We start from the raw sequence: 26,930 nt of genomic DNA on the forward strand, positions 1-26,930 counted from the left end.
TTATTGGATATGCAAATAGTATTATTAGACGGATATGCGTCCAATCCGGGCGATCTTACCTGGGAACCCCTCAAAGAGATGGGCGAGGTAACGGTGTACGACCGCACGCAGCCTTCAGAGGTAGTCGAGCGTGCGCATGATGCAGAAATCATAGTAACCAACAAGGTGACACTCACGCGGCAGACGCTTGAGCAGCTGCCCAACCTGCGGCTGATATGCGTATTGGCCACGGGATACAACACCATCGACACCCTGGCGGCCCGCGACTTGGGCATCACCGTGTGCAACGTGCCTGCCTACAGCACCGACAGTGTGGCGCAGATGGTCTTTGCACAGATACTCAACATGACCAACCGCGTGGCCCACTATGCCCGCCAGACCCGCGAGGGACGTTGGTCGGCAGCGCCCGACTTCTGCTACTGGGATTTGCCCGTGAGCGAGCTCGCCGGCAAGACCCTCGGCATCGTGGGCCTCGGCCATATCGGTGCCAAGGTGGCAAGCATAGCCCGCGAGTTTGGTATGGATGTCTTTGCCTTCACCAGCAAGAACTCCATCGACCTCCCCGACTATATCCAGAAGACCACCCTTGAGGGACTCTTCGGTGTGAGTGACATCCTTACTCTCCACTGCCCGCTCACCCCCGATACCCACGAGCTCATCAACGCCCGCACCCTCGCCCGCATGAAGCGTGGCGCCCTGCTGGTCAATACCGGCCGAGGCCCTCTGGTCAATGAGGCTGATGTGGCCGAGGCTCTTGCCTCTGGACAGCTTGGCGGCTATGGTGCCGACGTGATGTGCAGCGAACCGCCGGCTGCCGACAATCCGCTCTTCGCCCAGCCCAACGCCTTCATCACGCCCCACATCGCATGGGCATCGGTCGAGGCGCGCCAGCGACTGCTCAACGCCACCTTCGACAACATCCGCGCATTCCAGGATGGCCATCCCCAGAATGTGGTCAATCCCTAAGCGCCATTTGAGATAACCCTTTGCCGTGGGCCTGGTCTGTCTGTCAGATTAGGCCCATTGTTTTTTTGTCTGCTGTCTCGCCCCGTCTCTCCCGATGCTATCCACGATATAGTTGCAAACCACGAAACGACTATTTCCCGTCTTTATACCATTATTTCCAACCACGAAATAACCATTTCGCACCCCGCAAAGATATTGTCTGTCATCACGGCCATCATCTCTGCCATCGCCGACATCATTGCAGATTGCTGAAAACTTTTCGGCTTAACTGCAAAATAATTGGACATTCGCTTTGAATTGCGGGCGAATTGTGCTAACTTTGTCACATATATAATAATGTAATAGGAAGTAGAATATGGATTTAGTACAACGGTTTATCAATTATACACAGTTTGACACCCAGTCTGCCGAAGACTCTCAGACTGTGCCAAGCACGGCCAAGCAGCTCGTGTTTGCCAAATACCTGAAGGAAGAGCTGGAACGCGAAGGTCTCTCTGATGTCGAGATGGACGAGATGGGCTACATCTACGCCACCCTCAAGGCCAATACCAAGAAGGAGGTGCCCACCATCGGCTTCATTGCCCACTACGACACCAGCATGGACTGCTCTGGCGCCAACATCAAGCCCCGCATCGTCGAGAACTATGACGGTGGAGACATCGTGCTGAGCGAGGGCATCGTGTCGTCGCCCTCCAAGTTTCCCGAGTTGCTCGACCACAAGGGCGAGGACATCATCGTGACCGACGGCCACACGCTGCTCGGTGCCGACGACAAGGCGGGTATAGCCGAGATTGTCGAGGCGATGTGCTATCTGCGTGACCACGACGAAATCAAGCACGGCGACATCCGTGTGGCTTTCAATCCCGACGAGGAGATAGGCATGGGTGCCCATCACTTCGATGTCGAGAAGTTCGGATGCGAGTGGGCCTACACCATGGATGGCAGCGACCTGGGCAACCTGGAGTATGAGAACTTCAATGCTGCTGCCGCCAAGGTCATCATCAAGGGTATGAGCGTACACACGGGTTATGCCAAGGGCAAGATGGTCAACGCCAGTCGTCTGGCTTGCGAGTTCAACGCCTTCATTCCCGAGACCGACATCCCCGAGACCACCGACGGCTATCAGGGCTTCTACCATCTGCTGGGCATCGACAGCCACTGCGAGGAAGCCAAGCTGAGCTACATCATCCGCGACCACGACCGCGAGAAGTTTGAAGACCGCAAGGACTTCATCGAGTCTATCGCTGCCCGTATGAACGAGAAGTACGGCGAGGGCACGGTCAAGGTTGAGCTGCGCGACCAGTACTACAACATGAAGGAAAAGATAGACCCCAACATGCATGTGATTGACATTGTGCTCAAAGCCATGCAGGAGACAGGCGTCACCCCCAAGGTTGAACCTATCCGTGGCGGAACCGACGGTGCCCAGCTGAGTTTCCGAGGTCTCCCTTGCCCCAATATCTTTGCCGGCGGCGTAAACTTCCATGGTCCCCACGAGTTTGTCTCCATCCAGGTCATGCAGAAGGCTGTGCAGGTCATCACCCGCATCTGTGCCATCACCGCCGCATATAACGACTGATTATCCCCAATAACGATAGAAGCTGTTCCTTGTTGAGGAGCAGCTTTTTCGCTTTTATCCTATACGCTTATGGCTGAACTTCCGGCTCTGGTCAAGGACCTTGCACTCATACTCATCGTGGCTGGCGGCGTCACACTGCTCTTCAAGCGCTTGCGCCAACCCCTCGTATTGGGCTACATCGTGGCGGGCTTTCTTGTGTCGCCCCACATGCCCTACACCATGTCGGTGATAGACAAGGCCGACGTGCAGATGTGGGCCGACATCGGCGTCATCTTCCTGCTGTTCTCCCTGGGCCTTGATTTCTCGTTCAAGAAGATACTCAAGATGGGCATGGCGCCCGTGATAGCCGCCATCACCATCATCCTCTGCATGATGTTTGCCGGCACCGTGGTGGGCCACCTCTTCGGGTGGGCACGCATGGACTGCGTATTCCTTGGCGGCATGCTTGCCATGTCGTCCACCACCATCATCTACAAGGCTTTCGACGACCTGGGGCTTAGGCAGCAGAAGTTTGCAGGGCTGGTGATGAGCGTGCTCATCCTCGAAGACATCATGGCCATCGTCATGATGGTGATGCTCTCGGCCTTTGCCACCGGGGCCAACCCCGACGGCGAGCAGATGGTGGCTTCGGTCGTCAAGATAGGCTTCTTCCTCACGGTATGGCTGGTGGTAGGCATCTTCTTCATCCCCATGTTCCTGCGCAAGACGCGTCTGCTCATGAATGACGAGACCATGACCATCGTGGCGCTCGGACTCTGCTGCGCCATGGCGTGCATCTCCACGCTGGTGGGGTTCAGCAGCGCCTTCGGAGCCTTCATCATGGGCAGCATCCTTGCCGAGACCATCGAGGCCGACAAGATAATCCAGCTGGTAGAGCCTGTGAAGAACCTCTTCGGTGCCATCTTCTTCGTGTCGGTGGGCATGCTGGTCGACCCCCATATCCTTGTCGCTTATGCCGTGCCCATCGTCATCCTTGTGCTGACCATCCTCGTGGGCCAGAGTGTGCTGGGCTCGATGGGATTTCTCCTGAGCGGTCAGACACTGCGCAACTCCATGCGCTGCGGCTTCTCTATGGCTCAGATAGGTGAGTTCGCGTTCATCATAGCATCATTGGGACTCTCGCTCCACGTCATCGGCAACTTCCTCTATCCTGTCGTGGTGGCGGTATCGGTCATCACCACCTTCCTTACACCTTATATGATCAAGGCTGCCGACCCCGCCTACCACCAGTTGGAGAAGCGGCTGCCCAAGCGGTGGCTGCGGCGGCTGGGCCATCTGGGTCTTGCCACCCACTCGAGTGCGGTGGAAAGCGGCAACTGGCGACTGCTGATGCGCAAGCTGCTCACCACGGCGCTCATCTACAGCATCCTCACCACCGCCACCATCACCCTCATGTTTACCTTCTTCCTGCCCTTCATCCGGCAGATACTGCCCCACTGGTGGGCCAACGGCGTGTGCGGCCTGGTCACGGTGGTACTCATCTCGCCCTTCCTGCGCGCCATCGTGATGAAGCACAACCACAGCGACGAGTTCAAGGCGCTCTGGACGGGCAACCGCATCAACCGTCTGCCGCTGCTCTTTACCATCGTGGCGCGTATCTTCATCGCCGCGGCGTTCCTCTTCTATATCTGCAACTATCTGGCACGCTTTGCCAATGCCATCGTAATCACTCTGGCGCTCATCGTGATAGCCATCTTTGTGATGTCGCGCAATCTGAAGCGTAGCAGCATACATCTGGAGCGACTCTTTGTGCAGAACCTACGCTCTCGCGACATCGAGGCACAGGTGCGCGGGCGCAAGCGGCCGCTCTTTGAGGGTCATCTGCTTGACCGCGACCTACATATATCCGAGTTTGAGATTCCCCTCAATTCCGCCTTCGCCGGCAAGAGCCTCGCCCGTCTGCAGTGGGGGGCGCGCTTCGGCGTCCTCGTGAGCAGCATCCTGCGCGGTTACCGTCGCATCAACATCCCCGGTGGCTCCACCATCCTCTTCCCCAAAGACAAGATACAGGTCATCGGCAACGACGAGCAGCTGCATGCCTTCGGCATAGAACTCAGCAGCAATCTTGTGCCCGAAGACCCCAATATAGAGAAGCGGGAGATGGGGCTGCACAGTCTCGTCATCCACGCCGGTAGCGCCTTTGTCGGCAAGACGCTCAGCGAGAGCGGCATACGCGAGAACTATGACTGCATGGTCGTGGGAGTAGAAGAGGGGCAGCAGAACCTTACGATGATTAATCCCAAGCGTCCCTTCGAGCAGGGCGACGTCATCTGGGTGGTGGGCGAGCGAGACAGTATTGACCGTCTGCTCCAAGCCTGATGGCGTGGAGATGTGCGTTGCTGTAAAGGTAAAGGGTTGCGTTTAGCCTAAGGTGTTATTACTGGTTTGCCATTATAGCCTACACATTCATGCTCATTATCCTTGCTGCTTGTAACCGGCCGATACTCACATCCGTATCGGCTGAAACTCGCATCCGTGCCGTCCGATACGTATATCCGCATCGTCCGATACGCATCTGCAGAGATGGTCAGCAGAGTTGCCGAGGTACCCTCGGCTCGTGCGGAGGTCATGGCGACGGTGGCGTCTCTTACTATAAACAGAAACAGCAGGCTCTCCCTGATTGGCGGGTGAGCCTGCTGTTGTCTTATGTTTGTGAGAGGGCTGCTGTTGGTGCCCTCGATTCTTGCCTATGGTCTTGCCGTATGTGGTCAGCGCACCACCACCTTGGCACCCTTGACTATGTAGATGCCCGCAGGCACGCTTACGCGCTTGGTGTCACCAGCCTCGGTACTTACGCGATGCACCAGACGGCCGTCGATACCGTAGATGGCCACGGTCTCGGCCTTGTCGGCACGGATGATAATCTCGCCTTCGCCGCCAGTGATTGCCTTGCCGCCGGTGGTCTCAACATGGTCGATGCCTACGGGCTTGCCTGCCACATAGACAATCTGGAGATTGGCTGGCAGTCTGTACCCCCGACTCTCGTCCTCTACAAGCACCAAATTATAGAAGTAGTTCTCCATGTTTACGTACATTAATGGGCTGAGGTTGTTGTCGATATATGACATCTCGATGCCGCCCATCATGAAGTTAAACCCTACCTCTGCTGGGCTCCATGTCTCTTCTACATAGAGTTCGCTACCATCGTTGGGCACATCAATTTGCTTGTAGCCACCTTTCCAATACTTTTTGCTGCCGTCGCTTGCATCCTCGCAATAGATGAAGTATTGCACCTTACCGGCACCACCTATATTTTTGAATTTATACCTGAATAGGGCGTAGTCATCATTTATCTTGGGGGCTTTGACCCTATTGCCGAAACGGAAAGCGTTCTCGGTCTCGTAGTCGCCCGGTGTGACGTTGGTCTCCACGTTCGTAAGTACCAGGATAGGCTTTGTGGTCATTTCGGCAGTGAATTTCTGGGGCACCGATATATCCTCGCCCGCATCGTCCTTGACCCTGAGGTAGAAGTCGCCTTCTGGTACTTCTACAAGTATAGTGATTTGGCGTGTAATCGTCGAGTGGGCAGGCACACTGATGTAGCAGTCGCCTCCGGGGGTGTTATTGTAATCCTGGTCGTTTCTGCCGGAATGTAGCGTTATAAGTCCGATGTAGTCTTCGTTGCCATTGTTGGTCACCTCCACGTTGAAGGTGGCCTTTTCCAGACCGACTATTTTACCTGCGGGTGTTATGGTGGCGCTGAGCAAGGAGTTGGCCTTGGCCAGCTTATCGGTTGTAGCAATTAGGGTAATGGGCTTCATGCCGTTGATATATAAACACTTGTGCCATGTGGTCTCGCCCTTTTTGCAATAGACGCCGTAGATGGTGTAGGTGCCGTTCTTGGGAGCGAAGTTGAAGTTGGTCTCAACAAATTCACCGGTTGGAATGCTCAGGTTCCTGGGATTGCAAATCAAGGTATATCCGCCCTTGCCGTCGCTGATGGCGTAGGCAAACTTGCCGTTAAATGGATTTGTGGTGGTGGAGAACAACGCATCGCCGAAAGACAGGCTGAATGCCTCTGACTCATTGGCACGTGTGTCCTTGGTGATGTTGAAGTATGTGTTTAGTTTATCGCTTGTATATTTGTTTATCTCCAACGAGGGCGTAAATACCAATGGCTCGTCTACAATGCCATTGTCGGGCTGGATGCCGATAATCATATCGCAGTTGCGGTTGTATCCGTCGGGGGCATTGCCCGAGCCGGCGCCGCCCTTTTTGGGATTGAGGATGGTAATGTCGAAGTATCCGTTCTGATATCCGCCCCAGCCCCAGTTGATGTGGTAAAGTCCAGAACCGTTGCTTCCGTCGCATACAAACTGATGGCCGCTGGTGGAAGAGAAACCTCCATAGAGTATAGGACGTCCGGCGCTGAGCTCACGGTCTATGAGGTCGGCCCATTCGGCTATGCTGTAGTTGGCACGGAAAACATTGGCAATCAGGTCGACGTCGTAACCGAAGTATTTGGTCAAATGGTAGTAGTTCACTACGGCTCCCGACGAGCTGCCGTAGTCCATCTCTACCGCTGCGCCGCAATGCAGCATCAGCTTGGCTACTGCCTCTGCCTGTTGAATCTTATAGTTGCCTTCTACATATCGTGGCAACATGTTGTCCCAGTCATAAGTCGCGCCTTGGGAGATGCCTGGCATGCTGATTTCGTTGGTTCTGGTGGTGTAGGCGGGAATGTCGGCCATGAGTTTCTTGGGATATTTCCAGAACGCCATAATCTGCGCCATGGCTGTGGCTACACATCCAGTCGCTGAACGGTCGTTGCCGTTGTATTTAGGACACATCATGTTGTATGGATAGCCCTGGTTCCACTGTATCTGGCCCAACAGAGGTGCTACCTTTGCCGATGCGCGCTTGGGTGAGGCGGTCATGGCGCGGTGCTCGTTGAGCAAACTCAGTGCGGCGGGGTCTCCAGCCTTGACGGCTTCGGCCATAGCTTTGTAACTATCGAGAAACATGGCCATACCCTCGGTCATCTGGTTTTCGTCGTAGGTTCCGCTGTCGGCATAGCCCACGATTTCGGGCATACGGTCATCGCCCGACACGATGGTGAAGCCCTTGTCGGCTCCGTTGGGAAATACGTAGTAGTCGACTACCTGCTTGAGGTGGCTGTCAACGCCATTGATGGCTCTGGCCTTGGCTCGTGCCTTTCTGTCTATCACTATGCCGAGTCGGGAAGCCTGGTTCTCGGCAATCTTTTGCGCCTGTACGAATGAGCGTGGACCGGCTATAGCCGCCAGCTTCACAAAGAGCACAAGCATCAGAATGAGTAAAGATTTCTTTTGCATAATGAGTTAGTTTGGTTATAGTCAACTGCAAATATACGATTATTTATATACTTTCTATACCAAATCAGTAAAAAATTTTGAATAATAGCTGCTTTTTTGTATTTGATGATATTTATAATGCCTGTTCCGAAGAAAAAACGCGTGGATAATGTCCTTTCTTCTGAACAGGCATTGTGTATGCTTATGGGGTGTCAATGTGACATCAATACCACTGCACGGCGTTGGAATAACCACTGCGCTTGTCGTATTTGAGCGCGTCGGTAAGCGTGGCGGCATTGCAACGGAACGAGAAGTTATAGCTGGTGTATGGCGCGAGCACCACCTGACAGCTCATGTTGAAGCAGTGCAAATCGCGCTGCAACGAGGCGGTGGTCATGCTTATCTTGTGGTTCTCAAAGTCGTAACCCGACGAGAAGCTGATATTCCACCCGTCGCTGATGCGAAGGTTGCCGCTCATGTTGACGGTCTGCGTGAACTTGTAGGGATAGCGCATCTTGTTGTAGTTGAACTTCTTGATGTCGCGGTTCTCGCTCATGGTGACACCATAGCCCACGGTGAGCGACCAGGGCATGGAGAAGAGCATGTAGCCATCGTCGTCGGTGGCAGCCTTTCCGGTGTCCTTGCGCTTCTTGGCTCCGCGCTGTCCTTCTATCATGTCGTCGTCGACATTGCTTTCGATGCCGGTGTCGATGCCTTCCTTCTCTTCTTTGCTGTCTTCTTCGTCGTCACCGCCATTGAAGAGTTTGCGCAGTTTCTCTGGTGTGAGCGTGAATGAGAAGTTCTGCGACATACCCTGGAAGCGTCCGAAGCGTCCGTAGCCCCACTCTGTGTGGTTGCCCACGTAAGGCCGGCCGTTCTTGTCGAGCTCGTAGGCGTAGGTGGCGAAGACTGCGTGCATGTTGAAGGTATAGTTCTTCCACCATTTCAGACGGATATCCATGCCCAGGTCACTCCAGGGCTTCTCTTTGGCTGCCATGTTGTAAGACATCTGCAGGGCAAAGTTGTCGATGATACTCACCTTCTTGAAGCCGGTACTGTCCTTGTCGCTCTTCATCTTCATCTCGACGTTGTTGGCAAGGCTGAACGACAGGTTGCCGGTCTTGCCGCGTGTGGGGTAACCGAAGGCCGAGCCCTCGTAAGGAGAATACTCGACAAGGTCTACGCTACCGTCGGCATTGGTACGCTGGTAGGTCTGGTAATAACCGTAGCGCGCCGCACCGAAGTCTGGGGCGTAGCTGAAGCTGACCTGTGGGGTGAGGACGTGGCGGATGGCCTGTACCTTGTCACCGAAAATCTTGCGGCTGGGCACATAGAAACCATACAACTTGGTGCTGGCGCTCATGGCGAAGTTCCAGTTGTAGACGTTGTGCAGTCCGTTGATGGTATCGTTGACCACGGTGCCGGTGGCTTCGTCCCACGACTTGTTGACCTTACGCAGGTAGGTACGGTCGGTGAAGTTGAACGCCGGGGTGACGTTTATATAATTAAATAAGGTGAAAGTACCCTGGATAGGGATATTGTGCTGCATACCGTTGCGCCAGTCCTTGGCCAGATTGGACGACATGAGCTTGTCTTCCTTGGTGTCGATGGAGTTGGTGATATGTCCGGTATAGCTCATCGAAATCTTCTCGTACCAGCGCTGCTTTCCGGCTGCGTTCTTGCGACGGAAGGGATAGAAGCGGCTGATGGAGATGTTCATGTCGGGCAGCGTCAGGGCGATGGTGGTATCGCGCATGTTCTGGTTGAGGTTCACCGTCGAGCTCAGCGTCATGCCTATGCTCGAGAAAGTGGTGCTCCAGTTGACCGAAGATGTACGCGTGCTCTGCGTCATGGTCTGCGGATTGTACATACTGTACAGGTTGTTGCGCTCATAGCTGCTTGTGGCGAAGTTGACGCTTGCCGACAGCGTGTTGAACGGATTGGCCTTGGCATCCTGACGGTGACTCCACTGTATCTTGAAGCTGGTCTGTCGGGAGTAGTCGGGCATTCCCTTGTCACCGGTACGTGTGTCCTGGAAGCTACCTAAGAAACTACCGTTGTATTTGTAACGCTTGCGGTAGTTGGAGGCTGCGCTGAGTCCCCATGAGCCCTTGGTATAAATCTCACCCAAGAGTTTGAGGTCCCACTTGTCGCTCATGGCGAAGTAGTAACCGGCATCGCGCAGATAGAAACCACGGTCTTGCTCGTCGCCATAGCTCGGCATGATGAAACCTGAAGAATAGCTCTTGCTGAAGGGGAAGAAACCATAGGGGATGGCCAGCGGCAGCGGCACGTCGGCCACCACGAGATAGGCGGGACCGAACACCACATCCTTGCCGGGGCGCACCTTGGCTCGCGACAGCGCGATGTAGAAGTCGGGGTGCTCGGCGTCGCAGGTGGTGTAACGTCCATGCTTGAGGAAGATTTCTCCCTTGTCGTTGCGCTTGGACAACTGGCTGCTGAGATAGCCTTCCTCCTGGTGGGTGGTCACATTATTGATGAATCCCTTCTTGGTCTTGAAGTTGAAGGCCATGGTATCGCTCTGGTATTCGGTGTCGCCCATCTTGAATACCGGCTTGTTGCGTATGCCGCCCTTCTCGAGCGAGTCGGGGGTACCCACGGCGTGTACCAGACTGCTGTCCATGCTCAAGGCGATGCGGTCGCTGGTCAGGTCCATGTTCTCGTACTTCACATTGGCCTCGCCGTAGATATAGGCACGTTTGGCTTTGGCGTCGTAGACCAGCGAGTCGTTGCCCTTGTAGCTTACCGGCGCGTCGATGCCGTTCTTCTTGGCTCGGTTGATAGAGTCGAGGCGTATCGAGTCATCGATGGCTTTGTTGTGGTGATATATGGCCAGTTGGAGCGAGTCCATCTTGGTGGTATCAATGGCGGGAAGGGTGGGGGTGATGTCTTTCTTAATGGAGTCTTTCAGGGCGATGGTGTCGTTTTTCACCTTCCTGTTTCGCTTCTGACCCGAGGGTGTGGTGGTCTTGGCCATCACAAAGATGATGGCAAACAGGAAGATTACTATAAGCGTTTTAGTCTTCATTAAGACTGCAAAGTTAAAGAATTAATGACTAATTACTATCTGTTTTCTCAATTTTAACGCTATTCGAAGAGATTTTTCCATTCGCGGAAGCGCAAAACGCCCTCTTCTCCGAACTTCTGGAGACTGCGAAGGGCCTCTTCGAAACTCTTTGCGTGGTTGAGACGGGTCTTGGAGTAGAACTTGTCGGCATAGCAGATGACCTTCTCCTCGATGGTTTCGGGCAGAAAGTCCTCTTCGGGCAACGGCAGCTTCTGGCTGATGATGTCGTGCTTGGTAAGTCCGGCTCCGGTGTGGCGCTCGCATACCCGGGCGTGTCGCGGATAACCTTCGGCGCGCATGAGTTCGGCTCCTATCCGTCCATGACAGATGTAGGGCTCGTCGCCCATGCAGTGTATCGACGGCGCATGGCAGCGGAAGATGCCGATGTCGTGGAGCATGGCAGCCTCGATGACAAACTGGCGGTCGATGTGCAGTTCGGGATGGGCATCACAAATGCGCACAGCACGCTGCATAACGAGCGTGCTGTGCGTAATGAGTATATTCCGGAGGTCGTTGTCCTCCGGATAGTATTTGTCTATTATCTGATTATGCATCTGCCTCGGGGCGCTGAATATAAGCTATCACGTCGCCCTTGCGAACCTTGGCGCCCTGCTTGGCGTTAATCTCTACGAGTTTGCCGCCAAGGTCTGCCTTGACCTCAACAAACTCGCCCCAAGGAGCCTGTATGTAGCAGAATGCGTCGCCTTCCTTGTATTCTTTGCCGATGAATGGCTCAACAGCAGGAGCAGCCTCGCCGTCGCCCTGGAATTCCCAGAACAGCTGTCCTTTGACCGGACATACGATTGCATCGGCCTTTGCGTGCTTGAAAGCAGCCAACTGCTCGGCGCTCAACTGGCTTCCCATCTTTGCATCTTTGGCTTTCTGCAGGTCGGCGAGGAAGTTCTTCTTAGCCTGGCCGCTCTTGAAGTTGCGATACTGCTCGGGGTGCATAGCCAGCTCGAACAGCTCCTCATCGTCCTGACCATACTCCCAACCGTTCTCGTCCATCTCCTTGCGGAAGTCATCGAGGGCGTCGGTGAGCAGTGTGTGGGCGTCGACATCGGTAAACTCGCGGCCCTGCTTCTGAGCCAACTCTACCAGCTCGGGAGCGATGGTGCCAGGAATCTTGCCACTCTTGCCGAGAATCATACCCCACATAGCCTCGTCCATCATCACAAAGCGGCCCTTGCCCTGCTCGATAGTCAGCAGGTTCATCAGCGCGATGTTCTTGACATACTGGCTGAAAGGAGTAACCAGTGGAGGATAGCCCACGCGAGGCCATACATACTCAACCTCATCGAAGAGCTTGATGAGCAGATCGTCCATAGACAGCTCGTCCTCACCCTTCTTCTTGCGTACGTTGTTGATAGTAGTGCGCATACCGCCAAGGTCGGCCATCATAGAACCCATCATACCGCCGGGCAGACCGCAGCCGAGCAGGAGCGAAGACATAATCTTGTTACCGGGGTTGATGAAGTAGCCGAGCCACTCGTCGATAAACTCCTGGGTAAGAGCGCGAGCCTTCATGTAGGCACTCATGTTGATTTCGGGTACCTCGAAGCCCTCGTTCTTGAGCATGCTGATGACAGAGATTACGTCTGGATGCACCTTACCCCATGACAGCGGCTCGATGGCTACGTCGATGATGTCGGCACCGTTGTTGCAGACCTCAAGGATGCTGGCCATAGACAGGCCAGGACCAGAGTGGCCGTGATACTGGATGATGATTTCGGGATGCTTGTCCTTAATCATCTTGGTGAGCTTGCCCAGGAATGCGGGCTGACCGATACCGGCCATGTCCTTCAAACAGATTTCCTCGGCGCCAGCCTCTATCAGCTCGTCGGCGATATTGTTGTAATATTCAAGAGTATGTACGGGAGATGTAGTTATACACAGAGCGCACTGGGGAATCATGCCGCCCTCCTTGGCCCACTTGATAGAGGGCTTGATATTGCGAACATCGTTCAGACCGTCAAAGATACGGGTGATGTTGGTACCCTGCTTGGCCTTAACCTTGTACATCAGAGCTCGTACATCGTCGGGCACGGGATACATGCGCAGCGCGTTGAGACCGCGGTCAAGCATGTGGGTCTGGATGCCCACCTCATTGAAAGGTTTGCAGAATGCGCGCACGGCGTCGTTAGGATTCTCACCGGCCAGAAGGTTCACCTGCTCAAAGGCACCACCGTTGGTCTCCACGCGACTGAAGCAACCCATCTCAATGATTACCGGAGCGATGCGCTCCAACTGGTCCTTGCGTGGCTGGAACTTACCAGAGCTCTGCCACATATCTCTATACACGAGACTGAACTGAATTTTCTTCTTCATATTATCGATAATATTTTTAATATCACTATATTTCAAGGTGCAAAATTATACAAAAAAAACCAATTAGCTCATGATTGCTGCTTTTTTTTGTTCTTTGGTGGAATTTAATTGTCCCATTTCGCTTCCATTGTTGACTTCTGGCCCACTCATTTGGCTTTCCTTTCCCCTTGTTTTCCTCTTCGTCAGCGCCCCCATTGTGCCGCGTTGCAGGCGGGTTATCCCCCTTCTTGCCCTCGCTGTCGCCCTCGGCCGTGGCTTTATTTATAAAAAAATAGTCGCTTCCTCCCTGTTTCTCATAATTTATGAGTAACTTTGCGGCGACTTTTGCCGTGGGCATCCCTTTATCCATGAGAGTGCCGCAGATGAGGAACGCCTTGTCTTCCCTTGTCAGGGTGGCGGCAGAGTCTTACATAACTGACAGACAAACCAAGAATGAAGAAAACAATTTATACCAAGTTTGACAAAACTCTGATTACGGCTCTTCCCGTGGTCGAGTTTCCAGGGCGCATTATCACCATCCTCACAGCGGGTGAGGCCGAGCGCGCCGTCGATTATCTGTTGACGCAGCCCATATTGGGCATTGACACCGAGACACGCCCCGCCTTCCGCAAGGGAAAGACCTACAAGGTGGCGCTGCTTCAGGTTTCGACCCACGACACCTGTTTCCTGTTTCGTCTCAACCGCATCGGCGTGACGCCAGCTATCATTCGTCTGTTGGAGAATACCACGGTGCCCATGGTGGGACTGTCGCTGAGCAACGACTTGCTGTCTCTGCACCACCGCGCCGACTTCAAGCCAGGTATGTTTGTCGATTTGCAGAACGAGGTAGGCCGCCTGGGCATCCAGGACCAGTCGCTGCAGAAGCTCTATGCCAACCTCTTCCACGAGAAGATTAGCAAGCGCCAGCGGCTCACCAACTGGGAGGCCGACGCGCTTACCAACCGCCAGTGTCTCTATGCCGCCACCGACGCTTGGACCTGCATCCGCCTCTACGAGGAAATCTGCCGTCTCGCCGAGACCGGCGACTATGAGCTGGTGACCGTCGAAGATCCCGCTCCGAAACAAGAACGCAAACCCATAAATACAGAAGCATAATGCCACAATACCCATCTGTCATACTCAAGCGAGGCAAGGAAGAAAGCCTGCGCCGTTTCCATCCCTGGATATTCTCGGGCGCTATCATGCGCATGGACGAGGGGATAGGCGAGGGCGACATCGTCAACGTCTTTTCTTCATCGGGCGATTTCCTCGCCTGTGGCCACTATCAGATAGGTTCCATCGCCGTCAGAGTGCTGTCCTTCCGTCAGGTCGAGATTGACGCCGAGTTCTGGGAGAGCCGCTTGGCTTCGGCGCTGCAGATGCGTATAGCCATAGGCATAGCCGACAACGAGCGCAACAATACCTACCGACTCGTACACGGTGAGGGCGACAATCTGCCTGGTCTCGTCATCGACTGTTATGGTGCCACCGCCGTGATGCAGGCCCACAGTGTGGGTATGCACGTGAGCCGCCTGGCTGTGTGCGACGCCTTGGTCCGTGTGATGGGCCACCGCATCGAGAATGTCTATTACAAGAGCGAGACCACGCTGCCCTTCAAGGCCGACCTGCGTCAGGAGAACGGATTTATGTATGGTGGCAGCGACGACAATACCGCTGTCGAGAACGGCCTTCGCTTCCATGTCGATTGGCTCAAGGGCCAGAAGACCGGTTTCTTTGTCGACCAGCGCGAAAACCGTTCTCTTCTCGAGCAGTATGCCCGTGGCCGCACGGTTCTCAATATGTTCTGCTACACTGGAGGCTTCTCTGTCTATGCCATGCGAGGCGGTGCGCAAGCCGTCCACTCGGTCGACAGCAGCGCCAAGGCCATCGAGCTTACCAACCGCAATGTCGCCCTCAACTTCCCTGGTGACGCCCGTCACGAGGCATTCTGCGATGACGCCTTCAAGTATCTCGATGCAAACGACAAGAAGTACGATCTCATCATTCTTGACCCTCCTGCCTTTGCCAAACATCGTGCTGCGCTCCATAATGCATTGAAAGGCTACACCCGACTTAACGTTAAGGGCTTCGAACGCATCAAGCCAGGTGGCATCCTGTTCACCTTCAGCTGTTCGCAGGTCGTTACCAAAGATAATTTCCGCAACGCTGTCTTCACGGCAGCCGCCCAAGCCGGCCGCAAGGTGCGCATCCTGCATCAGTTGCACCAGCCTGCCGACCATCCCATCAATATCTATCACCCCGAGGGTGAATACCTGAAGGGACTGGTACTCTATGTTGAATAAAGAAGTAAGCCAATTCATCGCCGTCCATGACCTCCTGTCTCCGGGCGACACACATCTGATAGCCCTCTCGGGTGGCGCCGACAGCGTTTGTCTGCTGCTGGTGCTCCGACGGCTGGGTTATCAGGTTGAGGCGGCTCACTGCAACTTCCACCTCCGTGGCGACGAGTCCAATCGCGATGAGCAGTTCTGCATCGACCTCTGTCGCCGTCACGCCATCCCTCTTCATCTTGCCCACTTTGACACCCGTGCCTATGCCGACCTCCATAAGGTGAGCATAGAGATGGCTGCACGCGATTTGCGTTATGGTTATTTCGAGCAGTTGCGCCTCTCCATCGGTGCCGCCACCGTGTGTGTGGCCCATCATCGCGAAGACAGCGTCGAGACCGTGCTCCTCAATCTCATCCGGGGTACCGGCATCGACGGACTCACCGGCATCGCTCCCCGCAATGGTCATGTGGTGCGTCCGCTGCTTTCCGTGAGCCGCCGCGACATCGAAGAGTGGCTCAGCGAGCAGGGTGAGGGATATGTCACCGACAGCACCAATCTCGTCAACGACGTCAAGCGCAACAAGGTGAGACTCGATGTCATCCCCCTGTTGCAGACCATCAACCCCTCGGTTGTCGACAGCATCTACCAGACCTCGCTCCGCCTCACCGAGGCTGTCCGCATGGCCAATTCCCCTGTCATCCACGACCGTTATCAGGGCGACACTCTGTCCTTTGCCATGTTGCGCAGCGAGGCGTCTGCCGAGTATGTGCTCTGGCATCGCCTGGCACCGCTCGGCTTTACCCCCGTGCAGGTCGAGGATATGGCGGCAGCCATCGACGGCCGTCCCGGCATGGAGTGGCAGTCGTCTACACACATTGTGGTGACCTCTCGCGACGCCCTGGTCATCGCCCCGCTTGAACCCCAGGCTCCCCAGCCCGTGGTAATGCCCGAGGCAGGTACATACCTCATCTCTTCGGGCGAGCGGCTGAAGGTGGAGCTGGCTCCCTATACCCCCGATATGCCCATTTCCCGTGACCCGCTGAGCGTGATGCTCGATGCCACTGCCGTCGAACTGCCCCTCACCCTGCGCCGAGTGCGCCAGGGCGACCGCTTCACGCCCCTTGGCATGCGCGGGAGCAAGCTCGTAAGCGACTACCTCACCGACCGCAAGCGCAATCTCATCGAGAAGCGGCGCCAGCTGGTCGTTACCGATGCCCGCGACCGTGTGGTGTGGCTTGTGGGCGAACGCCCCGACCACCGTTGCCGCATCACCGCCGACACACGACGATATATACAGCTCACATACATACGCCCATGACACCCCTTGTCCTCACAGTCATCATCCCCGTCTACAAGACCGCTGCCACCCTTGACCGCTGTGTCGAGAGCGTGCTCAGCCAGGCTGACGGTTGCGAACTCATCCTCGTCGACGATGGTTCGCCCGACTCCTGTGGTGACCTGTGCGACCGGTGGGCAGAGCGTAGCGACCGCATCAGCGTCGTCCACCAACCCAATCGCGGTCTCAGTGCCGCCCGCAACTCCGGCATCGCCCGCAGCCATGCGCCCTACGTCACCTTTGTCGACAGCGACGATGTGCTCCAGCCCCATACGCTGCCCCCGCTGCTTGCCCTGCTCGCCGCCCATCCCGACTACGACCTCGTCGAATATCCCGTAGAGATACACTATGGCTCGCCGCGCTGCCACCAGCTTGCGTTGTCCGATGCCGTCTATACCGACTGGCGCCGTTACTGGCTTGACGCCCGTGCCTATACCCATACATACGCCTGGAACAAGGTGTTCAGCCGCAGCCTCTTCGACCATTGCCTCTTCCCCGAAGGACTTACGTTTGAAGACGCCTGGCTTCTGCCGCGCCTGCTGCCCCATTGCCGCGCGATAGCCACCGTCACCACGGGCCTCTATCGTTACTACGACAATCCGCAGGGCATCACCCGCACCGCCACCGGTGCCGACCTCTCCCTGCTGCTTGCTGCCCATTGCTATGTGCTGCCCCTGGTGAGCAACGCCGACTATTATGCCCATGTGGTCAATGTCGCCCTCGATGTTTACCACGCCACCGGGCGTGTGCCTTTGCTGCCCCGGCTGCCTTACTGGCATACTCCCAAGTTATTGATTAACAGATTATTAGGATTCAGATTCTTATGCCGACTACACCAACTGCTCCGGCTACGCCACTGATGACCTTTGTCATCACCTGCTACGACCTGCCCGCCGATATGTTGCGCGAGTGCGTCACCGCCATCTTCTCCTTGGCTTTCCAGCCTGGCGAGCGCGAAGTCATCGTCATCGACGACGGCTCCAAGCTGCCCGCCATCACCGATATCGATGACGTAAAAGACCAGATTATCTATCTGCGCCAGCCCAACAGCGGCCTTGCCTGCGCCCGCAATATGGGTATCAGAGTGGCTACCGGCCGCTACATCCAGTTTGTCGATGGCGACGACTATCTTCTGCGTATTCCCTACGAGCATTGCCTCGACCTCGTGCGTTATCATAACCCCGACATGGTCTTGTTCGACTTCTCCACCCGCTCCTCGGTAGCTACACCTTATTCTTATGAAGGTCCCATGTCGGGCAGCGAGTATATGCAGGGTCACAACCTCCACGGCACAGCCTGTGGCTATATCTTCAGCCGCGAGCTGTTGGGCTCTCTGCGCTTCACAGCCGGCATCCTGCACGAAGACGAGGAATTTACGCCCCAGCTCATCCTCCGTGCCGAGCGCCTGTTTTATACCGACGCCAAGGCATACTACTACCGTCAGCGCCGAGGTTCCATCATGCACGCCGATGCCGCCAACCACATCGACAAGCGGCTCTCCGACTCGCTGGCTGTCATCCTGCGCCTGCAGCAGATGGCTGCCACCATGCCCGAGACCGACCGCCAGGCTCTCGCCCGTCGCGTCGCCCAGCTCACGATGGACTACCTCTACAATACCATCCAGCTTACCCACAGCCGCCAGCGCCTCGACGACGCCATTGCCACGCTCGAGCAGCAGGGACTCTATCCGCTGCCCGACAAGCGTTACACCCGCAAGTATTGGATGTTCCGCCGGCTCGTCCAGTCCAAGATGGGACGCAGCCTGCTGTTACATATAGTAAGATAACGATTATGCGCATACTCCTCATCGGCGAATACAGCAATGTACACTGGACCCTGGCTTGCGGCCTGCGCCAGTTGGGCCATCAGGTCACCGTCTTGTCCAACGGCGACTTCTGGAAAGACTATCCCCGCGACCTCTCCCTCGTGCGTCGTCCGGGCTGGTGGGGAGGCCTCTGTTACCTTATGCGACTCTGCACCTTGTTGCCACGGCTGCGGGGCTATGATGTGGTGCAGCTTATCAACCCCATGTTCCTTGAGCTCAAGGCCGAGCGCATCCTGCCCGTCTATCGCTATCTGCGCCGCCATAACCGTAGGGTGGTCCTCGGTGCCTTTGGCATGGATTACTATTGGGTCCACGAGTGCATTACCCGCAAGCCGCTGCGTTATAGTGACTTCAACTTCGGCGACCAGGTGCGTACAGACCCCGAGGCACAGGTGCATATCGACGACTGGATAGACACCGCCAAGGGACGGCTCAACCAGATGATAGCCGCAGACTGCGACGGCATCGTCGCCGGTCTCTACGAAGACTGGGTATGCTATCATCCCCACTTCCCCCATAAACTCTCCTTCATCCCTTACCCCATACGCTGCGACGCTCAGCCCGCTCTGCAACCCCACGACAGGCTCAAGGTCTTTATCGGCATCAACCGCAGTCGCTCGGTCTATAAGGGCACCGACATCATGCTGCGTGCTGCGCAGGACGTGGCTGCCCGTCACCCCGAGGAGATGACGCTGACCGTGGCCGAGAGCCTGCCTTTCGACGAGTATGTGCGCCTTCTGCACGACCAGGATGTGCTGCTCGACCAGCTCTACAGCTACACGCCGTCGATGAATCCCCTTGAGGCGATGGCCCACGGCGTGGTGTGCGTGGGCGGAGGCGAACCCGAACACTACGAGATACTGGGCGAGACCCAGCTGCGACCCATCGTCAATGTCCAGCCCACTTACGAGAGTGTGGTCGAACAGCTCGAATATCTCGTCACCCATCCCCACGAGGTTGTCCGGCTCAGAGAGCAGAGCGTAGACTATATCCACCGCCACCATGATTATATTAAGGTGGCGCGCCAGTACGAAGACTTCTATCAGAGTTTGCTATAGCGAATGAAAAAAGTAGGCCGAAATCTTGACAGTCCAATCTTTTATTCGTAACTTTGCACTCCGTAACAGACAGGGGTACTTGCTCAACCCCCTTTATCAAAACAAGAATATGAATAATAAAAGACAGAGTGTGAGTATGCTCTTTATGCTTTTCGGCATACTCTTCTGCGTTTGCCTGATTGCGTCAAACGTGTTTGCGACAAAGCAGATAGCGATGGGAGAGTTCAGCGTTACCGGTGGACTGCTTGTGTTCCCAATCAGTTATATCATCAACGACTGCGTATGCGAGGTGTGGGGCTACCGCAAGGTTCGCCTCCTCATCTGGATAGGCTTCGCCATGAACTTCTTCTTCACCCTGGTGGGTGCCCTGTGCGACTGGATACCCGGCGCACCCTACTGGACCAATGACCAGGGCTTCCATGCCATCTTCGGCTTGGCTCCGCGCGTGGCAGCGGCCTCGTTTGCCGCCTTCATCGTGGGCTCTTTTGCCAACGCCTATGTGATGAGCCGCATGAAGATTAGTTCCAACGGCCATCGGTTCTCGCTGCGCGCCATCCTGAGCACGGTGGCTGGCGAGAGTGCCGACTCCCTCATCTTTTTCCCGCTGGCGTTCTGGGGCGTGATACCCTTGAGCGAGATACCCGTGCTGATGCTTATGCAGGTGGTGCTCAAGACTGCCTACGAGGTTGTGGTGCTGCCTCTTACCATCCGTGTAGTGCGCTGGGTCAAGGCCTATGAGGGCGAGGATGTCTATGACGAGGGTGTAGACTATAACGTATTAAAAATTTTCAATTTCTAATGGACAGAACTAAAGACGGACTGAAACAGCTGGGATCGGCTACCAAGTATGCCGATGACTATGCCCCAGAGGTGTTGGAGACCTTTGTCAACAAGCATCCGGGCAATGATTATTGGGTAAGGTTCAACTGCCCCGAGTTCACATCACTCTGCCCCATTACAGGGCAGCCCGACTTTGCAGAGATACGCATCTCGTATATCCCGGATATCAAGATGGTAGAGAGCAAGAGCCTTAAGCTCTATCTCTTCAGCTTCCGCAATCACGGCGACTTCCATGAGGACTGTGTCAATGTCATCATGAAAGACCTCATCCGCCTGATGGAGCCCAAGTATATCGAGGTGACAGGTCTCTTCACTCCCCGTGGCGGCATAAGCATCTATCCCTATGCCAACTATGGCAAGCCCGGCACCAAGTATGAGCAGCTGGCCGAGCAGCGCTTCATCCATCACGACATGGGTGATAAATAACAGCGCGCCAGCCACACTATCCCAATCGCCGCAAGCATTCTTCATATTGCTTGCGGCGATTGTCATTTGTGGCTGGAGCGTCTCTGCCTCTTCTCGCTACCCGCGCTGGCGGCGTGGCAGTGGCATCGGCTGGCTCGTATCTTATGTTACGTGGGCTCGTGATTTACGGCACGTGCTTACGTATCGTAAGTCACGAGCCCACGTACCTTCCGTTACGAGCCGGCAACCGCGCCCTCTACGCCGCAGTCTGCGTGCTCCTTATGCGTCGTGACGGTCTCTGCCGCGCCATAAACAATCAGAGCACCACCCGGTGGGTAGTGCTCTGATTGCGATGAGGCTGCGGGGGTAGGGGAGATGGCCTCCCTGTGCCCAGTCTATTGTGCTGTGGTCGCCTCCTTCAGCGCCTTCTTGGCCTGCATGCTGGCTATCGCCTTGGCCTTCTTGTTGATGTCCTCAATGTTGTTCTTGCGATAGTAGCTGCGCGTCACTCCGCCGCTGGTCAGCACCAGCGAGTCGCCCTTGAAGTAGTCTATGGTGCAGGTGTCATTGACCAGGTCTGTCACCTCCAGTTTGTTGTCCTTGCCCATCTTCGGCGTGCCGGCGGTGATGACCAGATAGCCGTTCCAGATGTGCCATGCGGTGAAGTAACCCAATGGCGGATAGACCACGGGGCTCTCCTCTTCGAGCGAAGTCTGTTCGCGCACATATCCCACGCTCATGCACGACCACTGGCGCTTCATCCAGAACCCGTATTCACGTGGTATAAGGTAAGTCTTCTTGATGGAATCGGGCATATCTCTCATGATACGCTTCTGCAGGCGAGGGCTCATCTGCTCATAGTCCTTCAGCTTGGGCATGACGATGTAGCACCATATTCCCTTGAGCTGGTCCAGGTCTATCACCATGTCTGCCACGGTAGAGTCTTCCTTATTGGTGACCACGCCTATCCAGTCGCCCACCTTGAGCTGTCCCATAATCTTGCCGCGGCGTGTGGCCTCTATCACGTTGAAACGTATGGGGTCGCTGCCGTCGTTGGGCAGAAGCAGCACCACCGAGTCGGTGCATCCGTCGCACGCCAGACCATATACGGTCTTGTCGCCGCTGAGTTTGAGCTCGTCGGTAGAGGCGCCCAACTTGGCTCCCTTGGTGCCGTTGTCACTGTTGCCCGAGCAGGCCATGATGGCCATCGTTGCCAGGGCTATGCCGATTATCGCAATTCTACTTTTCATCATTCTTGCCGTTGTCTATTGTCTATGCAAAGGTAGTGATTATGCGCGTATGCACCAAGTGATTTGCTGAAAAAAAGACTGGCAGCCACCGTCATTGCCACCCCTCTTGCTGTAACAGCGGTTGCCGTCATTCCAATTATTTTCACCCGCGTTGTAATATTTCTCTCCGTTCAAGCCTGTTTCTACTGAAAATGTTTTACTTTTGTAGAACCATAACTATCAACCATAATTTTTGCCGCTATGACCCACGATATATTCATCAGCTATTCGTCGGCTCAGTCTGACGCAGCCCAAGCCGTCTGCCATCTGCTCGAACAACATGACATCAAGTGCTGGATGGCGCCCCGCAATCTCACTGGTGGCGCGAGCAGGATCAACGGCAGTTTGATGACATCAAGGACAGACTCACCTTTGCCCATCTGCCCAGCATAGATAAAGTCTGCCGGAGCCTGGCCTCCCGATGAGGTGAGAGAGGTCGAAGGAGTCGAGTATTCGTGGAGGCAGCCGTCGGCTGTCCAGCGTTATCTCCAGTATTACTGCCCGCTGGTGTGGGTGGATGTATTCTCTGGTGCATCCCCGGCATTTGGGCGCCTCTACAGTCTGGCCCGCCAGCACCAGCAAGAGTCCCTTGCGTCGGGCCAGGTTGATGAAGATGAAGTGAAAAACCTCGTCAATGCCTATGCCAATCTGTGTATGTCGTACAACAAGTATGTGGCAAGTCTTGCAGATAGCGAGCTTAGTCCTATGGATGCCAGCAAAGCAATGCAGGCGCTGTGTCCTGGCAGCCCGTTGGCTGGCGCTGCCGGTGAGGCCACGAGTGCCATGAGTCCGCTTGGTGCCATTGCCGCCATACGCCGCGAGACCTGCAAGGCAATGCTCACCCTGCTGCCCTATACAGACCAAGGCTTTAGCCTAACCCTATCGGACGAAGACTTCCTGACATGCTGCGAGTCGCAGACCGACGATGCCGACCTGCAGCTGTTCTTCATCAGCGTTGTGGAAATCCATATAGAGCTCGAGGCGATAATGATAGACATCAATAAAGCCGTTTCCTATGTGGAGAATATGGCCAATATGCGTCTCTGCGACTGTGACCATGCGGGCGGTGACGGCAATTGACGCACTGGCGGCGTATGCTGTGAAAGGCTGGACAACAATGGCTTGGGCAGAGGCTGTCGGGGTGTGGACAATGGAAAATGAAAAAAAACTACGGTTTTCCTTTGTATTGTCTATGACTTGCAGTAACTTTGCACAAGCAATTGGTTCATAGATTGATTAAAAAGGGAATCGGGTGCAACTCCCGAACAGTCCCGCTGCTGTGAACACCTGCGGCCTCGACAGGCGAGGCGGGCAAACCATCACGTCACTGACATTTTTTCGGGAAGACGGTTTGCCAGTGGTCATCACTGCGATGACAGAGGTGTGAGTCAGAATACCTGCCGTTGCTATATATATAATAAGGTGTATGGTCTGCGAGGACAGGCGACATGCCGACAGTAATGACAATGACAGTGAAACGCAACTTGGCTTTAATCCTGACGGTGCTTCTGATGACAGGAGCCACCTCGGTGTATGCCCAGCCGAAGGATACGGCGCGTGTGCATCGGCTTCCCGACGTGGTGGTCGACGGCCAGCAGCGTCGCATAGACAACTCGGCTCCCGTGCGCGTCATTGGCAGTGCCGACTATCTGCGCCTTGGTGTCACCGATGTCGCCGACGCCCTGAACCGTCTGGCTGGTGTCACGCTGCGCGACTATGGCGGTGCAGGCGGCATGAAGACCGTGTCGGTGCGTGGATATGGAGCTCAGCATACCGGTGTAAGCTATGACGGCGTGATGCTCAGCGAGATACAGAGCGGCGAGATAGACGTGTCGCGCTACTCGATAGACAATGTGCAGAGCCTGAGTCTCACCATAGGCGATGGCGATGATATCTTTGTCACCGCGCGCCAAGCCACCACGCCTGCCGTGCTTGCCATCCAGAGTCTCACGCGGCTGCCCGCCGACCTCAAGCCCCATCTCACGGCACAGATGAGGCTGGGCTCGTGGGGCTATGCCAACCCCTTTGTACGCTATACCCAACGCATGGGGCGCAGCGTGGCACTCAGTGCTGTGGGCGACTATGTCTATGCCGACAACGACTATCCCTTCCGTCTGCGCAACGGCAATGTGACCACCATAGAGCGGCGCTCCAACAGCCGCATGTGCAGCGGTCATGCCGAGGTAAGCGGACTCTGGACGCCCAACGACCGCAGCAGTCTCTGGGCCAAGATATACTACTATGACAACGACCGCCAGCTGCCCGGCATCGTGCAATATTACACCAATGTGTGCGGACAGCAGTTGCACGACCGCAACTGGTTTGCCCAGACACGCTGGCTGTACCAGGCATCACAGCGGCTGTCGCTCCGGCTGACAGCCAAGGCCAACTGGGCTTCATCGGCGTATCGCGATACACTCTTGCCCGACCGCCGTGATGATGCTACCTACCAGCAGCATGAGTATTATGGCTCGGCATCCATGCTCTATGCTCCCTGCAGAGATGTGGAGATAAACTATGCGGCTGACTACTGCTACAACAACCTGAGCAGCAGTCTGGCCACCGACCGCAGACCCTATCGCCATACACTATGGCAGACGGCGGCGGTGAAGTTTCAGCGCCAGCGCTTTACGGCTCTGGCTCGCGTGTTGTGGACACTTTGTCTCAACGGAGCTCATCGCGGCGATGCCCAGAGCGACATGCGGCGGTGGTCGCCTTCGCTCTCGCTCTCGTATCGGCTGATGGAAGACGAGGAACTCTATCTGCGCGCGTCGATGAAAGATATCTTCCGCGTGCCCACGTTCAATGAGTGCTATTTCCACCATTACGGCAGCCCCGACATCAGGCCGGAAAACACGCGGCAGTACAACATAGGACTTACATGGCGCCACGCCTGGAGTCCCAGGCTCGTCGCCCAGGTGGCAGCCGACGCCTATCTCAACCGCATCAGCGACAAGATAGTGGCGGTGCCCTACAATATGTTTATCTGGCGCACCATCAATATGGCCAAAGCCCGTGGTATGGGCGTCGATGGCGAAGCGAGAGTAGAGTGGACTCCCTCTGCCGGTCACCGCATAGACCTGTCGGCGTCGTACACCTATCAGCGTGTGGCCAACCGCACCGATGCGTCGTCGCCACACTATGGCAAGCAGGTTCCCTACCAGCCCCTCAATCAGGGCAGCGCCTCGGTGGGATGGGAGAACCCCTGGATCTCGCTCTCCCTGCACGGTCAGGCCGCCAGCGGCCGATGGGCTACGCCCAACCACTATGAGGGTACACATATCGGTGGTTATGCCGACGTGGGACTTACCGCCTATCGCAATATGATGGTCGGCAAGACACGCCTGCAGCTGCGCGCCGATGTCGAAAACATCCTGGGCCATCAGTATGAGATAGTGGCGCATTACCCCATGCCCCGTACCCACTGGCGCATGAGTGTCAAAATGGAATTATAACAACAATTATAAACAACAATGACAATGAAAAAAAGTTTCTTAGCTATGGTGGCGCTCCTCGTAAGCGCTCCGCTGTTCTTCACATCATGTAACGACGACAACGGCCCATCCTTTCACTACGAGGTAGTATCTGACGGTGCCTTTATCGTCAACTCCGGCAATATGTACTCATCTATTGACGGTTCGCTCACAGGCATCAACTATGCCTCTAATGTTGCGATGCAGAAGGTGTTTGCTGCCAACAACGGAGGACAGAGCCTCGGCTCAACCCCCAATGACGGACTGGTGTATGGCGACAAAATGTATGTAGTAGTCGATGGCTCGAATACTGTAGAGGTAATCAACAAGAAGACCATGCAGCGTATCAAGCAGATCAAGACTACCGAACTGCTGGGTGCAGCTGAAGGCAAGTCGCCCCGCCACATCATCGCTGGCAACGGCCACATCTTCTTCACCACCTATGGCGGTTATGTGGCTGCTGTCGATACTGTCAATTTCAAGCTCACAGCCAAGTACAAGGTTGGCTCTTTTCCCGAGGGTCTGGCTGGTTATGCCAGCAGCATCGTCGTGGCCAACTCTGACTATGCCAAGGGTCACGGCAATATCTCTATCATCAACCTCGGTACCGGCGAAGTGGAGACCCGCAATGTAGAGGGCATCAACAATCCCCAGAAGGTATTCATCAACAACGGCAATGTCTATATCCTCGACTGGGTGTACTATGAGGGTGAGTATCCCAACTCAGTAGAGAAGGGCGAAAGCGCCATAAAGTATCTCGCCGGAAACAAGGCTACCAAGGTGACCGATGCCTACTATGCCAGCATGCTCAACGGCAAGCTGTATATCATCAGCAATCCCTACGCCGTGGCCAAATATAGTGTCTGCGACCTCAACAGTAATCCCTATCAGGGCACTACCACTCCGCTCAACCTCTCTGAGGGCGTCTTCTCTCCTGCCGGCATCGATGTAGACCCTGCTACAGGCGAAATCTTTGTTCTCTCTTACAACCAGGGTGAGAATGGTTATGCCGATTATTACAGCAATGGTTATGTGAAGCGATACAGCAAGAACGGAAGCTATATGTACAGTTATGACACTGGCGTAGGTCCTTGTGCTGTGTTCTTCAATGTAGGTGTGAAGACCATATTCGACAACTAAAACTGTCGCGATGAACCCTTTGCGCTCTATAATATATATAATAGGTATTGTTGCCGTCCT

23 protein-coding genes and 1 riboswitch are annotated in these 26,930 nt (G+C 55.4%); of the genes, 16 read left to right on the forward strand and 7 right to left on the reverse strand.

What is annotated here, in order from left to right; translation table 11 throughout:
- Positions 1 to 9 precede the first annotated feature (9 nt).
- A complete protein-coding gene (locus tag CIK95_RS07355; RefSeq protein WP_094385016.1) occupies positions 10 to 966 on the forward strand; it encodes a D-2-hydroxyacid dehydrogenase in 957 nt (318 codons plus the stop codon).
- Positions 967 to 1,109: 143 nt separating this feature from the next.
- On the opposite strand, the gene CIK95_RS12855 is transcribed toward CIK95_RS07355, so the two are convergent.
- Positions 1,110 to 1,292 carry a hypothetical protein gene (locus CIK95_RS12855; RefSeq protein ID WP_144007773.1) on the reverse strand — a complete coding sequence of 61 codons (183 nt, stop codon included), beginning with the start codon at positions 1,290 to 1,292 and terminating at the stop codon, positions 1,110 to 1,112.
- A gap of 29 nt (positions 1,293 to 1,321) precedes the next feature.
- Between CIK95_RS12855 and pepT the strand changes: the two genes are divergently transcribed.
- Both pepT and CIK95_RS07365 read left to right on the forward strand, forming a co-directional pair.
- Positions 1,322 to 2,545, forward strand: a complete 1,224-nt coding sequence (pepT, locus tag CIK95_RS07360) for a peptidase T (RefSeq protein WP_022311634.1) — start codon at positions 1,322 to 1,324, stop codon at positions 2,543 to 2,545.
- Between the two features lie 69 nt (positions 2,546 to 2,614).
- Positions 2,615 to 4,864, forward strand: coding sequence for a cation:proton antiporter (locus CIK95_RS07365; RefSeq protein WP_094466664.1), 2,250 nt, complete (start codon positions 2,615 to 2,617; stop codon positions 4,862 to 4,864).
- A 389-nt stretch (positions 4,865 to 5,253) separates the two neighbouring features.
- Here CIK95_RS07365 and CIK95_RS07370 read toward each other — a convergent pair whose 3' ends face one another.
- The 5 genes from CIK95_RS07370 to CIK95_RS07390 all read right to left on the reverse strand — a co-directional run bounded on the left by CIK95_RS07370 (position 5,254) and on the right by CIK95_RS07390 (position 13,583).
- On the reverse strand, positions 5,254 to 7,839 hold the full coding sequence (locus CIK95_RS07370) for a C10 family peptidase (protein WP_094466665.1): 2,586 nt from the start codon (positions 7,837 to 7,839) through the stop codon (positions 5,254 to 5,256).
- Positions 7,840 to 8,041: 202 nt separating this feature from the next.
- Entirely contained in the window at positions 8,042 to 10,867 is a 2,826-nt protein-coding gene (locus tag CIK95_RS07375) for a putative LPS assembly protein LptD (RefSeq protein WP_022311630.1), read from the reverse strand.
- Positions 10,868 to 10,926: 59 nt separating this feature from the next.
- A complete protein-coding gene (locus tag CIK95_RS07380) occupies positions 10,927 to 11,460 on the reverse strand; it encodes an HD domain-containing protein (protein WP_094466666.1) in 534 nt (177 codons plus the stop codon).
- Positions 11,453 to 13,234 (reverse strand): biotin/lipoyl-binding protein, encoded by a 1,782-nt coding sequence (locus CIK95_RS07385; protein WP_094385028.1) that lies wholly within the window; start codon positions 13,232 to 13,234, stop codon positions 11,453 to 11,455. The genes CIK95_RS07380 and CIK95_RS07385 overlap by 8 nt, the downstream gene beginning before the upstream one ends.
- A gap of 25 nt (positions 13,235 to 13,259) precedes the next feature.
- Complete coding sequence (locus CIK95_RS07390) at positions 13,260 to 13,583, reverse strand: hypothetical protein (RefSeq protein ID WP_094466667.1); 324 nt, start codon at positions 13,581 to 13,583, stop codon at positions 13,260 to 13,262.
- 83 nt (positions 13,584 to 13,666) lie between these two features.
- On the opposite strand from CIK95_RS07390, the gene CIK95_RS07395 reads away from it, so the two are divergent.
- From CIK95_RS07395 to CIK95_RS12860, 9 genes are all read left to right on the forward strand, one after another.
- Positions 13,667 to 14,329, forward strand: a complete 663-nt coding sequence (locus CIK95_RS07395) for a 3'-5' exonuclease (RefSeq protein ID WP_094388057.1) — start codon at positions 13,667 to 13,669, stop codon at positions 14,327 to 14,329.
- Complete coding sequence (locus CIK95_RS07400; protein ID WP_094388056.1) at positions 14,329 to 15,516, forward strand: class I SAM-dependent rRNA methyltransferase; 1,188 nt, start codon at positions 14,329 to 14,331, stop codon at positions 15,514 to 15,516. The genes CIK95_RS07395 and CIK95_RS07400 overlap by 1 nt, the downstream gene beginning before the upstream one ends.
- Complete coding sequence (gene tilS / locus CIK95_RS07405) at positions 15,506 to 16,822, forward strand: tRNA lysidine(34) synthetase TilS (RefSeq protein WP_094466668.1); 1,317 nt, start codon at positions 15,506 to 15,508, stop codon at positions 16,820 to 16,822. Before CIK95_RS07400 ends, tilS begins: the two co-directional genes overlap by 11 nt.
- Positions 16,819 to 17,700 carry a glycosyltransferase family 2 protein gene (locus CIK95_RS07410; RefSeq protein ID WP_094466669.1) on the forward strand — a complete coding sequence of 294 codons (882 nt, stop codon included), beginning with the start codon at positions 16,819 to 16,821 and terminating at the stop codon, positions 17,698 to 17,700. The genes tilS and CIK95_RS07410 overlap by 4 nt, the downstream gene beginning before the upstream one ends.
- Positions 17,664 to 18,626, forward strand: a complete 963-nt coding sequence (locus CIK95_RS07415; RefSeq protein WP_094385039.1) for a glycosyltransferase — start codon at positions 17,664 to 17,666, stop codon at positions 18,624 to 18,626. Before CIK95_RS07410 ends, CIK95_RS07415 begins: the two co-directional genes overlap by 37 nt.
- A gap of 5 nt (positions 18,627 to 18,631) precedes the next feature.
- Positions 18,632 to 19,723 carry a glycosyltransferase gene (locus tag CIK95_RS07420; protein ID WP_094466670.1) on the forward strand — a complete coding sequence of 364 codons (1,092 nt, stop codon included), beginning with the start codon at positions 18,632 to 18,634 and terminating at the stop codon, positions 19,721 to 19,723.
- 109 nt (positions 19,724 to 19,832) lie between these two features.
- Complete coding sequence (locus tag CIK95_RS07425) at positions 19,833 to 20,522, forward strand: queuosine precursor transporter (RefSeq protein ID WP_094466727.1); 690 nt, start codon at positions 19,833 to 19,835, stop codon at positions 20,520 to 20,522.
- Complete coding sequence (gene queF / locus CIK95_RS07430) at positions 20,522 to 20,989, forward strand: preQ(1) synthase (RefSeq protein ID WP_022311619.1); 468 nt, start codon at positions 20,522 to 20,524, stop codon at positions 20,987 to 20,989. The genes CIK95_RS07425 and queF overlap by 1 nt, the downstream gene beginning before the upstream one ends.
- Positions 20,990 to 21,057: 68 nt before the next feature.
- The gene (locus tag CIK95_RS12860; protein WP_144007774.1) at positions 21,058 to 21,315 is read left to right on the forward strand and encodes a hypothetical protein; all 258 of its coding nucleotides are present in this window, start codon (positions 21,058 to 21,060) and stop codon (positions 21,313 to 21,315) included.
- Between the two features lie 48 nt (positions 21,316 to 21,363).
- On the opposite strand, the gene CIK95_RS07435 is transcribed toward CIK95_RS12860, so the two are convergent.
- Positions 21,364 to 22,221, reverse strand: a complete 858-nt coding sequence (locus CIK95_RS07435; RefSeq protein ID WP_336385641.1) for a hypothetical protein — start codon at positions 22,219 to 22,221, stop codon at positions 21,364 to 21,366.
- Positions 22,222 to 22,458: 237 nt separating this feature from the next.
- On the opposite strand from CIK95_RS07435, the gene CIK95_RS12865 reads away from it, so the two are divergent.
- The 4 genes from CIK95_RS12865 to CIK95_RS07450 all read left to right on the forward strand — a co-directional run bounded on the left by CIK95_RS12865 (position 22,459) and on the right by CIK95_RS07450 (position 26,870).
- On the forward strand, positions 22,459 to 22,650 hold the full coding sequence (locus CIK95_RS12865; RefSeq protein WP_094388052.1) for a TIR domain-containing protein: 192 nt from the start codon (positions 22,459 to 22,461) through the stop codon (positions 22,648 to 22,650).
- A gap of 33 nt (positions 22,651 to 22,683) precedes the next feature.
- The gene (locus tag CIK95_RS07440; protein ID WP_094466671.1) at positions 22,684 to 23,337 is read left to right on the forward strand and encodes a hypothetical protein; all 654 of its coding nucleotides are present in this window, start codon (positions 22,684 to 22,686) and stop codon (positions 23,335 to 23,337) included.
- Between the two features lie 124 nt (positions 23,338 to 23,461).
- A riboswitch (cobalamin riboswitch) is annotated at positions 23,462 to 23,677 on the forward strand.
- 46 nt (positions 23,678 to 23,723) lie between these two features.
- Positions 23,724 to 25,712, forward strand: a complete 1,989-nt coding sequence (locus CIK95_RS07445; protein ID WP_094466672.1) for a TonB-dependent receptor — start codon at positions 23,724 to 23,726, stop codon at positions 25,710 to 25,712.
- 24 nt (positions 25,713 to 25,736) lie between these two features.
- On the forward strand, positions 25,737 to 26,870 hold the full coding sequence (locus CIK95_RS07450; RefSeq protein WP_094466673.1) for a YncE family protein: 1,134 nt from the start codon (positions 25,737 to 25,739) through the stop codon (positions 26,868 to 26,870).
- Positions 26,871 to 26,930: the final 60 nt, after the last annotated feature.

Origin of the sequence: Prevotella sp. P5-108 (assembly GCF_002251385.1) — a bacterium.
In the GTDB taxonomy this organism is placed as follows: domain Bacteria; phylum Bacteroidota; class Bacteroidia; order Bacteroidales; family Bacteroidaceae; genus Prevotella.

Coding starts and splice junctions, on each gene's coding strand:
- CIK95_RS07355 (WP_094385016.1), top strand. CDS start 10: ATGCAAATAGTATTATTAGACGGATATGCGTCCAATCCGGGCGATCTT.
- pepT (WP_022311634.1), top strand. CDS start 1,322: ATGGATTTAGTACAACGGTTTATCAATTATACACAGTTTGACACCCAG.
- CIK95_RS07365 (WP_094466664.1), top strand. CDS start 2,615: ATGGCTGAACTTCCGGCTCTGGTCAAGGACCTTGCACTCATACTCATC.
- CIK95_RS07370 (WP_094466665.1), bottom strand. CDS start 7,839: ATGCAAAAGAAATCTTTACTCATTCTGATGCTTGTGCTCTTTGTGAAG.
- CIK95_RS07375 (WP_022311630.1), bottom strand. CDS start 10,867: ATGAAGACTAAAACGCTTATAGTAATCTTCCTGTTTGCCATCATCTTT.
- CIK95_RS07380 (WP_094466666.1), bottom strand. CDS start 11,460: ATGCATAATCAGATAATAGACAAATACTATCCGGAGGACAACGACCTC.
- CIK95_RS07385 (WP_094385028.1), bottom strand. CDS start 13,234: ATGAAGAAGAAAATTCAGTTCAGTCTCGTGTATAGAGATATGTGGCAG.
- CIK95_RS07390 (WP_094466667.1), bottom strand. CDS start 13,583: ATGGATAAAGGGATGCCCACGGCAAAAGTCGCCGCAAAGTTACTCATA.
- CIK95_RS07395 (WP_094388057.1), top strand. CDS start 13,667: ATGAAGAAAACAATTTATACCAAGTTTGACAAAACTCTGATTACGGCT.
- CIK95_RS07400 (WP_094388056.1), top strand. CDS start 14,329: ATGCCACAATACCCATCTGTCATACTCAAGCGAGGCAAGGAAGAAAGC.
- tilS (WP_094466668.1), top strand. CDS start 15,506: ATGTTGAATAAAGAAGTAAGCCAATTCATCGCCGTCCATGACCTCCTG.
- CIK95_RS07410 (WP_094466669.1), top strand. CDS start 16,819: ATGACACCCCTTGTCCTCACAGTCATCATCCCCGTCTACAAGACCGCT.
- CIK95_RS07415 (WP_094385039.1), top strand. CDS start 17,664: ATGCCGACTACACCAACTGCTCCGGCTACGCCACTGATGACCTTTGTC.
- CIK95_RS07420 (WP_094466670.1), top strand. CDS start 18,632: ATGCGCATACTCCTCATCGGCGAATACAGCAATGTACACTGGACCCTG.
- CIK95_RS07425 (WP_094466727.1), top strand. CDS start 19,833: ATGAATAATAAAAGACAGAGTGTGAGTATGCTCTTTATGCTTTTCGGC.
- queF (WP_022311619.1), top strand. CDS start 20,522: ATGGACAGAACTAAAGACGGACTGAAACAGCTGGGATCGGCTACCAAG.
- CIK95_RS07435 (WP_336385641.1), bottom strand. CDS start 22,221: ATGATGAAAAGTAGAATTGCGATAATCGGCATAGCCCTGGCAACGATG.
- CIK95_RS12865 (WP_094388052.1), top strand. CDS start 22,459: ATGACCCACGATATATTCATCAGCTATTCGTCGGCTCAGTCTGACGCA.
- CIK95_RS07445 (WP_094466672.1), top strand. CDS start 23,724: ATGACAGTGAAACGCAACTTGGCTTTAATCCTGACGGTGCTTCTGATG.
- CIK95_RS07450 (WP_094466673.1), top strand. CDS start 25,737: ATGAAAAAAAGTTTCTTAGCTATGGTGGCGCTCCTCGTAAGCGCTCCG.